7 protein-coding genes and 2 pseudogenes are annotated in these 15,660 nt (G+C 42.2%); 5 read left to right on the top strand and 4 right to left on the bottom strand.

Annotated elements, in window-relative coordinates; all coding sequences use genetic code 11:
- Nucleotides 1-27: 27 nt before the first annotated feature.
- Nucleotides 28-1,200, bottom strand: a complete 1,173-nt coding sequence (locus NXV01_RS09540; protein WP_259022261.1) for a MalY/PatB family protein — start codon at nucleotides 1,198-1,200, stop codon at nucleotides 28-30.
- A 93-nt stretch (nucleotides 1,201-1,293) separates the two neighbouring features.
- On the opposite strand from NXV01_RS09540, the gene NXV01_RS09535 reads away from it, so the two are divergent.
- The 4 genes from NXV01_RS09535 to NXV01_RS09520 all read left to right on the top strand — a co-directional run bounded on the left by NXV01_RS09535 (nucleotide 1,294) and on the right by NXV01_RS09520 (nucleotide 7,594).
- A complete protein-coding gene (locus NXV01_RS09535) occupies nucleotides 1,294-2,055 on the top strand; it encodes a Cof-type HAD-IIB family hydrolase (protein WP_259023442.1) in 762 nt (253 codons plus the stop codon).
- 13 nt (nucleotides 2,056-2,068) lie between these two features.
- Entirely contained in the window at nucleotides 2,069-4,069 is a 2,001-nt protein-coding gene (locus NXV01_RS09530) for an AAA family ATPase (RefSeq protein WP_259022260.1), read from the top strand.
- A 362-nt stretch (nucleotides 4,070-4,431) separates the two neighbouring features.
- Nucleotides 4,432-6,960 carry an AsmA-like C-terminal region-containing protein gene (locus NXV01_RS09525; RefSeq protein WP_259022259.1) on the top strand — a complete coding sequence of 843 codons (2,529 nt, stop codon included), beginning with the start codon at nucleotides 4,432-4,434 and terminating at the stop codon, nucleotides 6,958-6,960.
- 19 nt (nucleotides 6,961-6,979) lie between these two features.
- Nucleotides 6,980-7,594, top strand: coding sequence for an L-threonylcarbamoyladenylate synthase (locus tag NXV01_RS09520; RefSeq protein WP_148366399.1), 615 nt, complete (start codon nucleotides 6,980-6,982; stop codon nucleotides 7,592-7,594).
- A 104-nt stretch (nucleotides 7,595-7,698) separates the two neighbouring features.
- Here NXV01_RS09520 and nagB read toward each other — a convergent pair whose 3' ends face one another.
- The 3 genes and pseudogenes from nagB to NXV01_RS09505 form a co-directional block, all read right to left on the bottom strand.
- Nucleotides 7,699-8,511 carry a glucosamine-6-phosphate deaminase gene (gene nagB, locus NXV01_RS09515; protein ID WP_148366400.1) on the bottom strand — a complete coding sequence of 271 codons (813 nt, stop codon included), beginning with the start codon at nucleotides 8,509-8,511 and terminating at the stop codon, nucleotides 7,699-7,701.
- 48 nt (nucleotides 8,512-8,559) lie between these two features.
- A pseudogene (locus NXV01_RS09510) lies at nucleotides 8,560-9,756 on the bottom strand (FprA family A-type flavoprotein).
- 58 nt (nucleotides 9,757-9,814) lie between these two features.
- Nucleotides 9,815-10,792 (bottom strand): TIGR01212 family radical SAM protein, encoded by a 978-nt coding sequence (locus tag NXV01_RS09505; RefSeq protein WP_259022258.1) that lies wholly within the window; start codon nucleotides 10,790-10,792, stop codon nucleotides 9,815-9,817.
- Between the two features lie 475 nt (nucleotides 10,793-11,267).
- Between NXV01_RS09505 and NXV01_RS09500 the strand changes: the two are divergent.
- Nucleotides 11,268-15,607 (top strand): annotated as a pseudogene (locus NXV01_RS09500) (two-component regulator propeller domain-containing protein).
- Nucleotides 15,608-15,660 lie beyond the last annotated feature (53 nt).

Raw genomic sequence — 15,660 nt, 5'->3', positions numbered from 1 at the left:
TCCGAACCGGGGAATGGACTAAAAAGACTACTTTAAATCCATTACAGCCTGCTCCAACTGTTTCAATGCTCTTTCCAGCGTAACACGTGGACAAGCAACGTTCAACCGCATAAATCCCTCGCCTTCCTTACCGAATGTTGTTCCATCATTCAGTGCCAGATGAGCATCTTCTACAAAAAGACGATTCAGTTCTTCCTGATTGAGTCCCAATGCGCGGCAATCCAGGAAGATCAAGTAAGAGGCTTGCGGACGGATCATCTTGATAGCAGGAATATGTTCTTTCAAATACGTTTCAGTGAAATCCACATTTCCTTTAATATATGCTATCACTTGGTCCAGCCATTCTGTTCCATGACTGTAAGCAGCTGCAACACTTAAATAAGCAAAGAGATGTCCTTCGCTAAACTCGCTTGCTTCCATATATGTCCGGAAACGGTGACGAAGTTCGTCGTTCTCAATAATTGCATAAGAACTTGCCAATCCCGGCATATTGAATGCTTTGCTGGGAGACATAAAGACAAGAGAATTCATACGTGCCTTCTCTGAAATCAAAGCAAAGGTAGGATGTTTGTATGGAGGCAGCGTTAAGTCAGCATGAATCTCGTCAGAGATAACCAATGTGCCGCTTTCATAGCAGATGTCGGCTATTTGAGACAGTTCTTCTTTCGTCCATACACGTCCACCCGGGTTATGAGGGTTGCTTAGAATAAGCAATTTGCATCCTTGAATATCTTGACGGAAGCGGTCAAAATCAATATAATATTGTTCATCTTTCAGGACTAACGGGCTGAATACCACTTCGCGCTCATTCTTTTGAGTGACCAAAAAGAAAGGATGATAAACAGGGGGCATTACCATTATCTTATCTCCTTTCTGCGTAAAACAGTGGATCACAAAAGCCAAGCCGCGGACAATACCGGGAGTGAAAGTCAACATCTCTTCATGGATAGTCCAGCCATGACGCTCCTTCACCCAGTTAATAATAGACTCCGACCATTCTTTGCAAGCAAATGTATATCCGAGTACTTCATGTTCCAGGCGTTTTTTCAAAGCCTCTATGACAAAAGGAGCTGTGCGGAAATCCATATCAGCTACCCACATTGGAATCAGGTCATCGCGTCCCCAACGATTCTCTACTGCATCCCATTTTACGGAATCTGTACCGTTACGGTTTATTATTTCATCAAAATTATAGTTCATACTGCATAATGTTTTTATGTTATGTGAGACAAAAGTAGTACATTTGTATTCAATTCAAAAAAGAATTTATGACGAAAGCTTTATTTTTTTGATATAGACGGAACGCTGGTCAGTTTTGAAACTCACCGTATACCGTCTTCTACCATCGAGGCACTGGAAGCTGCCCGTGCAAAAGGGCTGAAGATATTTATCGCCACCGGGCGCCCGAAAGCCATTATCAATAACCTTTCCGAATTGCAGGACCGGAACCTGATCGATGGATATATAACCATGAACGGAGCCTATTGTTTCGTTGGTGAGAAAGTTATTTATAAAAGCGCTATCCCACAGGAGGAAGTGAAAGCAATGGGAGCTTTCTGCGAGAAGAAAGGTGTTCCCTGCATTTTTGTAGAAGAACATAATATCTCTGTCTGCCAACCTGATGAAATGGTGAAAAAGATATTCTATGACTTCCTTCATGTGAATGTAATCCCGACTGTGTCTTTCGAGGAAGCAACAAGCAAAGAAATCATTCAGATGACACCCTTTATCACGGAAGAGGAGGAAAAGGAAATCCGCCCGTCTATCCCCACCTGCGAAATTGGACGCTGGTATCCTGCCTTTGCAGACATTACGGCAAAAGGAGATACCAAACAGAAAGGGATTGATGAAATCATCCGTTATTTTGATATCAAACTGGAAGAAACGATGGCATTCGGAGATGGAGGAAATGATATCAGCATGCTCCGCCATGCGGCTATTGGAGTAGCCATGGGACAAGCTAAGGAAGATGTGAAAGCCGCTGCCGATTATGTTACAGATTCAATAGATGAGGACGGAATCAGCAAAGCAATGAAGCATTTCGGAATTATTTAATCAATATGCTAATATGAGCGTAGATACTGATAACGCCGCATTTCAGGATGCATTGAACCTAATTCAATATACCCGTCAATCGGTCTTTCTAACAGGAAAGGCCGGTACAGGAAAATCTACATTCTTGCGTTATGTCTGCGAGCATACCAAGAAGAAGCATGTCGTACTTGCACCAACCGGGATTGCCGCGATTAACGCCGGAGGAAGTACGATGCACAGTTTCTTCAAACTCCCTTTCTATCCGCTGCTGCCGGATGACCCGAACTTGAGTCTCCAGCGTGGTCGTATCCATGAATTTTTCAAATACACCAAGCCTCATCGGAAGCTGTTGGAACAAATAGAACTGGTCATCATCGACGAAATTTCAATGGTAAGGGCGGATATCATTGATGCCATCGACCGAATCCTACGTGTATACTCTCACAATCTGCGCGAACCTTTCGGAGGAAAACAACTGTTATTAGTAGGCGACGTATTCCAACTGGAGCCCGTCGTAAAGAACGACGAACGGGAAATATTGAACCGCTTCTATCCTACTCCCTATTTTTTCTCTGCCAGAGTATTCGGTCAGATAGACCTGGTATCCATCGAACTTCAAAAAGTATACCGTCAAACAGACCCCGTTTTTGTCGGTGTCCTCGACCATATCCGGAACAATACAGCCGGAGCGGCCGATCTGCAACTACTGAACACCCGTTATGGAAGTCAGATAGAAGAATCGGAAGCTGATATGTATATCACTTTGGCCACCCGCAGAGATACGGTAGACTCTATCAACGAAAAGAAACTGGCAGAACTTCCCGGCGACTCCATTACTTTTGAAGGAGTCATCGAAGGAGATTTCCCCGAAAGCAGTTTGCCCACTTCACAAGAACTCGTACTGAAACCCGGTGCACAAATCATCTTTATTAAAAATGATTTCGACCGCAGGTGGGTAAACGGTACCATTGGTGTCATTGCCGGAATTGATGAGGAGGAAGAAACGATCTATGTTATCACCGACGATGGAAAAGAGTGTGACGTAAAGCGTGAGTCATGGCGTAATATCCGTTATCGCTACAACGAAAAGACCAAAGAAATAGAAGAAGAAGTCTTAGGCAGCTTCACCCAATACCCCATCCGGTTAGCTTGGGCCATCACTGTCCATAAGAGTCAGGGACTGACTTTCAGCCGTGTAGTCATCGACTTCACAGGTGGTGTATTTGCAGGTGGACAAGCATACGTGGCACTAAGCCGCTGTACCTCACTGGACGGTATTCAGCTCAAAAAGCCTATTAACCGTGCTGACGTCTTCGTCCGCCCCGAAATCGTAAACTTTGCCGGACGCTTCAACGACCGCCAGGCTATCGACAAAGCTCTGAAACAAGCACAGGCCGATGTGCAATACGCCGCCGCTTCACGCGCTTTCAATAAAGGAGACATGGAAGAATGCCTAGAACAGTTTTTTCGTGCTATCCATTCCCGCTACGATATTGAAAAAACTGTTCCCCGCCGTTTAATCCGCCGCAAGCTCGGTATCATCAATACACTAAAAGAGCAAAATAAAAAACTCAAAGAACAAATGCGTGAACAACAGGAACGCATACGACAATATGCCCATGAATATTTATTAATGGGTAACGAATGTATTACCCAAGCCCACGATATACGCGCTGCCCTCGCCAACTACGATAAAGCCCTTAGCCTCGACCCTAATTATGTGGACGCCTGGGTGAGAAAAGGCATCACCCTCTTCAACAATAAAGAATATTTTGACGCTGAAAACTGCTTCAACATCGCAGTCAACCTCCATCCCGCAAACTTCAAGGCTGTTTATAATCGGGGAAAACTTCGATTAAAAACGGAAGATACAGAAGGAGCAATTGCAGATTTGGACAAAGCAACAAGTCTGAAACCGGAACATGCCGGAGCACATGAGCTATTCGGGGATGCCCTGTTGAAGGTAGGTAAAGAAGGGGAAGCTGCTTTGCAATGGAGAATTGCGGAAGAACTCAAAAAGAAAAAAGGGAAATAAAACAGCCCCTTTGGCGAAGTTAATTCAATACCGAAATGAGGTAAATGGTCATTTATGAGTTCACCACAGAGGACACGGAGGACACAGAGGTTTAATATTTTTTATTCACTATAGAGTAACACAGCTTCTCACGTATTTATCGCTCTGTTTTACTTGCAGAAAGAGAGAAAAGAACTCTGTGTCCTCCGTGTCCTCTGTGGTGAAATTATTTAGCGAAGAGATATGCATTCATTATTTTTCTTTATATCCAAATCTTATTGTTGTTTAATAATGACATGTTTTTCAAGAGCGAGGTACTATTAATCAAAAACTTTTATTAGTTTTGTTCTTTGTAATATCTCAAACTCTTAAAATAGAAGCAAATGAAAAAAGGTTTGAAAATCGCAGCTATCACAGTAGGAGTCATCATCATTCTGATGTTCCTTCTTCCTTTCGCCTTCCAAGGAAAGATAGCCGACATTGTAAAAACAGAAGGCAACAAAATGCTTAATGCACAATTTGACTTTAAGAACCTTAACATTAGCCTGTTCCGTAACTTTCCACAGGCTTCTGTCACTCTCGAAGATTTCTGGTTGAAAGGTACTGGTGAATTCGCCAATGACACCCTTGTACAGGCCGGAGAAGTTACTGCCGCAGTCAACTTATTCTCTCTTTTCGGAGATAGCGGTTACGATATTTCTAAAATATTTATTGAAGATACACGGTTACATGCCATTGTATTGCCGGACGGACGTGCCAACTGGGATATCATGAAACCGGATACAACAGCAACTGCCGAAACTCCTGTTTCAGAAGAAGCAGCATCTTCTCCTTTCAAAGTGAAGCTACAACGGTTTGTTATCAAAAACATGAACCTGATTTATGACGATCAACAAGGGAAGATGTATGCTGATATCCGCGACTTTAACGCAATCTGCGCCGGAGACTTAGGAAGTGACCGTACTACTCTGAAACTGGAGGCGGAAACCCAATCACTTACTTACAAGATGAATGGAATCCCTTTCCTTGCCAATGCCAATATCTCCGCAACAATGGATGTGGATGCCGACCTTGCCAATAATAAATACACATTAAAAGACAACACCATCCGCCTCAACGCCATTCAGGCAGGTATCGACGGTTGGGTAGCTTTGAAAGATCCGGCTATCGACATGGACCTGAAACTTAACACGAACGATATCGGGTTTAAGGAAATCCTGTCACTGATCCCAGCCATTTATGCAACGGAATTCTCCAGTCTGAAAACAGACGGAACCGCTACGCTTACTGCAACGGCCAAAGGTATCTTGCAAGGCGACACCGTTCCTGCATTCAACATTGATATGCAAGTCAAGAATGCCATGTTCCGCTATCCGGCTTTACCAGCAGGAGTGGATCAAATCAATATCAGTGCCAACGTCCAGAACCCGGGAGGAAATATCGACCTGACTACGGTCAATATCAATCCTTTCAGTTTCCGTCTTGCCGGAAACCCGTTTAGCCTGACGGCTAATGTGAAAACGCCGGTCAGCGATCCGGACTTTAAAGCTGAAGCTAAAGGGATTCTCAACTTAGGCATGATCAAACAAGTCTATCCACTTGGAGACATGGAGTTGAACGGTACCATTGATGCTGATATGCAAATGTCGGGACGACTTTCCTATATCGAAAAAGAGGAATACGAACGTATGCAAGCTTCGGGCACTATCGGACTGACGGGTATGAAACTCAAAATGAAAGATATGCCGGACGTAGAAATCAAGAAGTCCCTTTTCACTTTCACCCCGAAATACCTCCAGTTGAGCGAAACAACCGTCAACATCGGGAAGAATGATATCACAGCCGACAGCAGGTTTGAAAACTATATCGGTTACGCATTGAAGGGTACTACATTGAAAGGGAACCTGAATATCCGTTCCAACTATTTTAATCTGAACGACTTCATGACCGCTTCTGCGGATGAAACGACTGCATCAGAAACTGCGTCTACCGACTCCGTAGCTACAGCTGCCACGGGTATTATGGAAGTTCCCCGCAACATCGACTTCCAAATGGACGCTAACCTGAAACAGGTGTTATTCGATAAGATGTCTTTCAATAATATGAACGGTAAGCTTGTGATAAAAGATGGCAAAGTGGATATGAAAAATCTCTCCATGAACACCATGGGTGGCAACGTGGTCATGAACGGCTACTACTCCACTGCCAACGTAAAGAAGCCGGAAATGAAAGCCGGATTCAAACTCTCCAATATCGGTTTCGCACAAGCTTACAAAGAGTTGGATATGGTGCAGAAGATGGCTCCTATCTTCGAAAACCTGAAAGGTAATTTCTCCGGAAGTATCAATGTACTGACAGATCTGGATGCAACCATGAGCCCTGTACTGAATACAATGCAAGGTGATGGCAGCCTTTCCACCCGTGATCTTAGTTTAAGCGGAGTGAAAGCAATCGACGAGATAGCCGATGCCGTTAAACAGCCAAGTCTGAAAGACATGAAGGTGAAAGATATGACATTGGATTTCACCATCAAAGACGGACGCGTAGAAACCAAACCGTTCGATATCAAGATGGGAGACTACACATTGAATCTTTCCGGTAGCACAGGCCTCGATCAAACCATCGACTACTCCGGAAAAGTGAAGTTGCCGGCATCTGTAGGCAATATCTCTAAACTAATGACTCTCGACTTGAAGATCGGCGGTTCATTTACCTCTCCGAAAGTCAGCGTCGATACTAAAAGTATGGCCAACCAAGCTGTCGAAGCTGTAGCCGATGAAGCTATCAGCAAACTCGGACAGAAACTGGGACTGGACTCTGCTGCTACCGCCAATAAGGATTCAATCAAACAAAAGGTGACAGAGAAGGCTGCAGAAAAGGCACTGGATTTCTTAAAAAAGAAACTCAAATAAGAAAGAAGGAGAATGAATTATGCTTCTGAAGCTATATGACAAAAATAATAACCCGCAGGATTTACAACGAATCATCGATATCCTGAATGACGGCGGACTGATTATCTATCCCACTGATACGATGTACGCCATCGGCTGTCATGGTTTGAAGGAACGTGCCATAGAAAGGATATGCCGGATCAAAGAGATAGACCCTCGAAAGAACAACCTGTCTATCATCTGTTATGACCTGAGTAGCATCAGCGAATATGCGAAAGTAGACAATAATATCTTCAAGCTGATGAAGCATAATCTTCCGGGGCCATTTACTTTTATTTTGAACGGAACCAATCGGTTGCCCAAAATCTTCCGCAACCGGAAAGAAGTGGGTATCCGTATGCCGGATAATAACATCATCCGCGAAATCGCACGCCTGCTGGATGCTCCCATTATGACTACCACACTGCCCTACGAAGAGCATGAGGACTTGGAATATATGACAGATCCCGAACTGATAGATGAGAAGTTCGGTGACATCGTTGATCTGGTCATTGACGGAGGTATCGGAGGTATAGAACCTTCTACCGTAGTGAAATGTACCGACGACGAGCCGGAAATCATCCGGCAAGGGAAAGGATGGCTGGAAGAGAATTAATATCTTTCCACCGGAATCAATCTTTCTATCAAAAAAAGGGCTGCCCTCCGTTCGATACGGAAGCAGCCCATTCTTTTGATGGAATCCATTCAGAGGATAGAATCTTACTTAATCAATGATTCCGGATCCAAATGAGCAGATTCGATATCTTTAAAGTAACGGTAAGTACCCACTTTCAATTCCGCCGTAGCAGCATCATCACAAACGATAATACCCTTTTCATGCATTTGCAATGCACTGATTGTCCACATCTGTGTGATAGCACCTTCTACAGCGTGATACAAAGCACGAGCTTTGTTATGACCATTTACAATAATCATCACTTCTTTTGCAGAAAGCACAGTACCCACTCCCACTGTCAAAGAAGTCTTAGGAACTTTGTTGATGTCATTATCAAAGAAACGGGAGTTAGCAATAATGGTATCCATTGTTAACGTTTTCTGACGAGTGCGTGAAGTCAATGAAGATCCCGGTTCGTTGAACGCAATATGTCCGTCAGGACCGATACCGCCCATAAACAGGTCAATGCCACCATATGACTTGATCTTTTCTTCGTAACGAGCACATTCTGCATCCAAATCAGGAGCATTACCATTCAGAATATTCGTATTCTCCGGTTTGATATCGATATGACCGAAAAAGTTATTCCACATGAAAGAATAATAGCTTTCCGGATGTTCTTTCGGCAATCCTACATATTCGTCCATGTTGAATGTTACCACATTCCGGAAGGAAACGATTCCTTTCTTATTCAGGTCAATCAAAGCTTTATACATGCCCAGAGGAGATGATCCGGTAGGACAGCCCAACACAAATGGTTTTTCGGGGGTTGGATTGGCAGCTTTTATTTTAGCGGCAACATAATGTGCAGCCCACAGAGATACGGACTGATAGTCCGGCTGAATAATAAGTCTCATAAGTCGATTGTTTTATAGGTTAGTTAATAAATTATCTCATTCACTGTTTTAACGATCTTTCTTCAAACGGTCTGCCATGGCACGTGCCAGATTTTCGCACTGGGTATAAGTCAGGTCTTTCATCGCCTGCTTCATCTCCACCGGATCACCGATCAATTCGAATTTACTCTTTTCAGCAAACTCCGCCAGACGTTTCACCGCTGCACCTGCCCATGCGAAAGAACCGAAGTAACCCAAATAGCGTCCCTTCACCTCACGCAGCAGAATCTTTGAAAGCAGCGCTTCCACCTCCGGGAATATCTGATTACTATACGTAGGAGAACCGATAATCAATCCCTTATAACGGAAAATATCCGCTATAATATAAGAAGGATGACTCTTTGTCACGTTATGCATAACGATATTCTTAACCCCCTGTGCAGAAAGCTCTTCAGCAATAGCTTCCGCCATCTGCTCCGTATTTCCATACATGCTTCCGTAAGCAATAACAACACCTTCATCCGCATCATAACGGCTCAAACGATCATATATACCGATCACCTTTGCAATATTCTCCGTCCATACCGGTCCGTGAGTAGAACAAATGGCAGAAATGGGAAGTCCGCCCAATTTCTGCAAAGCCTTTGCACGGGGCTTCCGTATTTACCAACGATATTAGAGTAATAACGGACCATTTCTCCCCAATACTTATCTACATTGATCCGAGTATCCAGGGAATCCGCCATCCACCGTACCAAAACATCCGAATCCGTCGCCGGAGAAAAGAACTCCATCCGTTTCATCAAAAGTCATCATCGTTTCCGGCCAATGCACCATCGGAGTCATATAAAAACGCAGTTTGTGACGTCCCAAAGCAAGGAAATCACCATCCTTTACCAGATATTGTTCACCGGTTACCCCATAGAAACCTTCAATCATACCGAATGTCTGCTTATTACCCACAATGATAATTTCCGGATAATGTTGTTTAATCAATCGGATAGATCCCGAATGATCCGGTTCCATGTGATTTATAATCAAATAATTAATGGGACGTTCTCCAATCACTTGCTTGATTTTACGCAAGTAGACTTCAAAATAACAGATATCTACCGTATCTACCAATGCCACCATTTCATCATCAATCAGATAAGAGTTATATGAAACTCCATAGGGCAATGGCCACATCGCTTCAAATCTGTGCTTGTTACGGTCATTTACTCCCACATAGTGGACATTTCCTTTAATTCTTGTTTTACTTTCCATCTTTCAAATCCATTAAATATTTCTTCCACTATTCTATACTCCGCAAAACAGCTGTTTATTAAGTGGTAAGTTTATCGTCTGCAAAAATAATCCTTTTTTCCGAATCCCTATACTTCTTACCTTGATAAGCACCTCTTTCTTTCATTCTTTTTTGTAAACGAGCTACAAATTCATAATTTTTCAATCCCCAGTCCGGAGCTATTAATAAATCTTTAGGAGATTGGGAAACAAAGCGTTCCACAACCATATCCGGACGGAGATGCTCTACATAATCAATCACCAGATCAATGTATTCCTCAACCTCACTAAACAAATGAAAGTCAGCAGGAGTTACGTCATACTCATGTGCCATTCGCGTACCACGGATCAACTGTAACTGATGAATTTTTAGCGTAGCTAAAGGCAGATCGGAAAGAATTTCCGCTTGCGCCACCATTGTATCATGCGTTTCTCCCGGAAGCCCGAGGATGATATGTCCACCTGTCAGGATACCACAGGCCGCTGTCTGGCACACAGCTTCTACTGTATCTGCATAAGTATGCCCCCGGTTAATACGTTTCAAGGTTTCATCACAAGTGCTTTCGATCCCATATTCTACCATGAGAAACGTATGTTTGTTCAATTCTTCCAGATAACGCAACAAGCTTTCCGGCATACAATCGGGACGCGTACCAATCACCAGCCCGACTACTCCATCCACCGCCAATGCTTCCTCATACTTACGCTTCAAGCCTTCCAACTCCGCATACGTATTGGTATAAGCCTGAAAGTAGGCTAAATATTTCATTTCCGGATATTTATGGGCAAAAAAACATTTGCCTTCTTCCAACTGGGTAGTAACAGATTTCTCTGTCCGACAATAATCCGGATTAAAAGTCTGGTTATTACAATACGTACATCCGCCCCATCCTTTTGTTCCATCACGATTAGGGCAAGTGAAACCTGCATTCAATGAAATCTTTTGTACTTTGTAAGGAAAATATTTCCGCAGAAAAGTAGGGAAATCATTATATAATAGCTGCGTAGACATATTCATTCACTTTTTTTCTTTATTTTACCTACAAACATAAGCAAAATCAACGAGTTACGGAAAGTTGGCACAAAATATCTTCAATATATTAAAAAAATCATAATTACTATAAGATAAATTAATAAATATTGCAATACGAAAAACTATTTAATTAGCTTTGCTATGATTTTAGGCATTGGCAGGAGGATACTTGTGAAAGTCTTGTGCAATTTATTCCCCAATTATGATTTCATCTCACCATACCCCATGCAACTCTTGTCAATAAAATTATCCTCTTTATAATCTGAATTAAGATTATAAAGAGGATTTTTTACTAATATGATTCCTTGACTTTATCTAAAACACAAAATAGAAATCAGAGCTATATAGCAAGAAGAGGAAAAAATAGGCAAAAACGAGTATTATTCGTTCAAACCACCTATCTATCTTTCTATTCTGCTTTGTTTTCTCTATTTTTGCTACAAACATTAAAACAACTACTATGAAACGGCTCCATATTCTATTTCTTTTTCTGACAATAACAATCACTCTAACCGCTCAACCCATCTGTCAGGTCAAACACTTTTCGGTAAGTGACGGTCTCGCTCAAGGAGTAGTGATGAGCATATTACAGGATCAGAAAGGGCTTGTTTGGTTTAGTACCTGGAATGGGCTTAACAAATTTGACGGATACACGTTTAAGACTTATAAAACTTCGCAAGAAAGTAAATATGCATTCGGAAGCAATCGCATGGGGACTATTTCAGAAAGCAAATACGGAGATATATGGTGTCCCACTTACGATGGACAAGCTTGTCTTTTTGATGTGGAAACCGAGAAGTTTATCGATGTCCTCCAACCTATTGAGCTTGCCACGAAACAAACAAATGATGTCACGCGTATTTATTCGCTGGAGAAAGGGATCGCCTGGATTCTCTGTAAAAACGGATATGCTTTCAGAGTAGACGAACAACGATGTAAAAAAGGAGAAGGTATCACTCTTTATTCAACTTCCAACCACAATCTGAAAGGAGATCAGATATTGAGCGTTTATCAAGACTCTGAAGAAGATGAATGGATATTGACGGACAAAGGTGTTTCTATCATAGGAAAGAAAACACTGGATACTGACTTTCCTTTCCAGTTTATCACTCAAATAAAAGAAACCATCTATCTAATTGCAGAAAATGACAAGTTAGCCAGATATAACTTCCACACTAAAAAACTGAAATTCGTAGACATTCCTTATCCCCATCATAAAATAAACAATGTCACTGCCATAGGAAAAGATATGCTGGCATTGGGAACGGACAATGGACTCATTTTATATTCTATCCCGAAGAATAGTTTCCAGCAAATAGACATCCGTACAGCTACCCAAACTTCCAACGATGTGGAATCTGTCTATCAAGACCACTTGGGAGATATCTGGATCTTTTCAAAAGATCCGGGGATTGTTCATCTTAACCTCGCGACCCATGAAAAAGAGCATCTGTTCACTCCCAAAGATGAGATTATCAAGCATGGGCGTAAAAGTCGCAAACTTATTTTTGAAGACAATGCGAAAAACCTATGGCTACTCCCCACGGAAGGAAACTTTTGCTACTATGACCGGAAAGAAAGAACTCTCAAACCGCTTCTTACGGATATCAATAATCCCAAGTCTATTTTCAGTCCGTTAGTCAGGTCTTATACATTGGATAATCAGGGGAACTGCTGGTTTGCAACAGCACGCGGCGTAGAGAAACTATGCTTCTTTCCACAGAGTTATCAATTTAACTTGACTGATTACGAGGCGGAAACACGTGCCTTCCTGCAAGACAGCAATCAACGTCTATGGACAGCATCGAAATCTAATTATATCCAGATATTTGCACCGGATGGTAGCTTGGCGGGATATTTATCCAAACAAGGAAATATCATTAAAGAAAAACAGTCGTTCTATAATGGAGTATATTCCATTCTGGAAGATAAAGATGGAAATATCTGGTTGGGGACTAAAGATATCGGACTTTTCCAACTCAAAAAGACAGGAGTAAATCATTACTCTATTCACCATTTTGAACACCAGCCAAACGATCCTTATAGTTTAAGCAGCAATAGCATTTATGCCATCTTTCAGGACAGTCGCAACAACATTTGGGTGGGATGTTATGGGGGCGGTTTAAATATGCTGACACAGGATAAAGATGGAAAAACATCCTTTATTCATAGTAATAATGAATTAAGAAACTATCCCATAGCTTACGGTATGAAAGTACGCAATATTGCAGAAGCTCCGGGAGGAGTGATTTTGGTGGGAACGACTAACGGGCTGCTTACATTCTCAAACAACTTCGAACGTCTGGAAGAAATTAAATTCTACCGGAATATCCATAGGCCGGGAGATAAAAACAGTCTTAGTGCCAATGATATCATGCATATCTATACAGACAAGAATAAAACCACTTATGTCATCAGCTTTACCGGAGGTGTAAACAAAGTGATATCTCCCAACCTGCTTAGCGATCATATCCAATTCAAGAACTACGACAAGAACAACGGGTTGGCCTCCGACTTGGCACTATCAATCATTGAAGATGCACAGAATCAATTATGGGTTGTTTCGGAGATTGCGCTCTCCAAGTTCGATCCGACCAAAGAAACTTTTGAGAACTATGAATTAAGTTCCATCTATCAGGAGTTCAATTTCTCCGAAGCTCTTCCTATCATCAATGCCCGTAACCAAATTGTATTGGGAACTGATAAAGGCTTTCTGGAAGTTTCTCCGGAGAAGATGCGGAAGAGTAGCTATGTTCCTCCTATTGTGTTTACAGGACTCAAGATTCAAGGACACCTTACCGATCACTCCATTGACAATCTGGAAGAATTGGAACTGGAACCGTCGCAAAGGAATGTAACTTTTCAGTTTGCTGCGCTTGATTATGTCAATCCAAAAGGGATTTTATATGCCTATCGCCTGCAAGGACTAGAAGAAGAATGGAATGAAGCAGATAATAACCGTTCCGCAAGCTATATCAACTTACCTGCCGGCAAGTATCAGTTGCAGATAAAGTCAACAAACAGTGACGGAGTCTGGGTGGACAACGTACGGACTCTATCTATACATGTACTCCCCACCTTTTGGGAAACCTACTGGGCATGGCTGCTCTATTTCATTCTATTCATACTCTTTACGGCAAGCATCGTATATGTATTATTTTACATCTACCGGTTACGTCACAGAGTGGATATGGAACAACAATTAGCAAATATCAAACTGCGATTTTTTACGGACATATCTCATGAGTTACGCACTCCGCTGACTTTAATCAGTAGTCCTGTGACAGAGGTATTAGAGAATGAACCTCTTTCTCCTTCTGCCCGTGAACACTTGACTTTGGTACATCAGAACACAGAGCGCATGCTCCGACTGATGAATCAGATTCTGGATTTCCGCAAGATTCAGAATCAGAAAATGAAACTACTGATTGAAGAAACCGATTTGATTCCACTTCTGCAAAAGGTGATGAGTAGCTTCAAACTGATAGCCGAAGAAAAGAACATAAACTATCAGCTGACTTCTACCATCCAATCGGTGTATAGCTGGGTGGACAGAGACAAGTTTGAAAAGATATTCTTCAATCTGCTTTCCAATGCATTCAAGTATACACCTGCCGACAAATCGATCACCGTTCATATCACAACGAAAGAGAAGACGGTAGAGATAGAGGTTGCAGACGAAGGAATCGGAATTGCAGTAGAAAAGCAACATTCCTTGTTCCAACGTTTCGAGTCATTGGTAAAACAGAATATTCTGCAACCATCTTCCGGAATCGGACTGTCTCTCGTGAAAGAGATGGTGGAAATGCATCATGGCACTATTACAGTAAATAGTCAACCCGGAGTAGGCAGCCGTTTTACAGTAAGCTTGCCTTTACAACGGGAAATTTTCGAAGAGGATGTGCAGGTAGAATTTATCCTGAATGATAGCCAGCGTTCAGCGCCTCATCCCGTCGATAGCATGAAAGCACCGGAAGAGGTGGAAAAAAAGAAGACCTTGAGACTAATTCGGATAGTTTCTCCATACTGGTGGTAGAAGATAATGAAGAGTTAAAGGCTTTTCTGAAAAGTATTTTATCGGAGAATTATACGGTAATCACAGCTTCCAATGGTGAAGAGGGATTGCAACATGCTGTTGACGATCTGCCCGATCTTATTATCAGTGATGTTATGATGCCGGTAATGGACGGTTTAGAAATGATCAGGCAAATCAAAGAGAACAACAATATTTGCCATATCCCCATCATCGTATTATCTGCCAAAGCCTCTCTGGACGACCGTATCGCCGGATTAGAACAAGGCATTGACGATTATATCACCAAACCTTTCAGTGCTACTTATCTAAAGACCCGTGTAGCCTCCTTGTTACGACAACGCAAAGCATTGCAGGAGCTCTATATGAATAGACTGATGGAAGGAAAGAATACCTCTTCTCCCGATCCTCTGACTCCTTCACAACCACAGATTACTCCATACGACGAGCAATTTATGGAGAAAGTAATGGCATACATGGAAGAACAGATGGACAACGCCGAACTAACGATTGACGAATTTGCAGAACAGTTGATGCTTAGCCGTACAATCTTCTACCGGAAATTAAAATCAATCGTCGGGTTGACACCAGTTGACTTTATACGGGAAATACGTATCAAACGTGCCGTACAACTGATTGACAGCGGCGAATATAACTTCTCACAGGTAGCATACATGACGGGGTTCAACGATCCTAAATATTTCAGCAAGTGCTTCAAAAAAGTGATAGGAATTACTCCGTCAGAATATAAAGAGAGGAAAAAGTGAAGAAATCCTCCTTTTCTACCGGATATTCCCCACAAAAAGAATGAAAAGGGCGT

Source organism: Bacteroides sp. BFG-606 (genome assembly GCF_024788145.1).
Classification (GTDB): domain Bacteria; phylum Bacteroidota; class Bacteroidia; order Bacteroidales; family Bacteroidaceae; genus Bacteroides; species Bacteroides vicugnae.
Note: the sequence above shows the minus strand (reverse complement) of the source record. Positions and strands in the feature narration are given on the sequence as shown.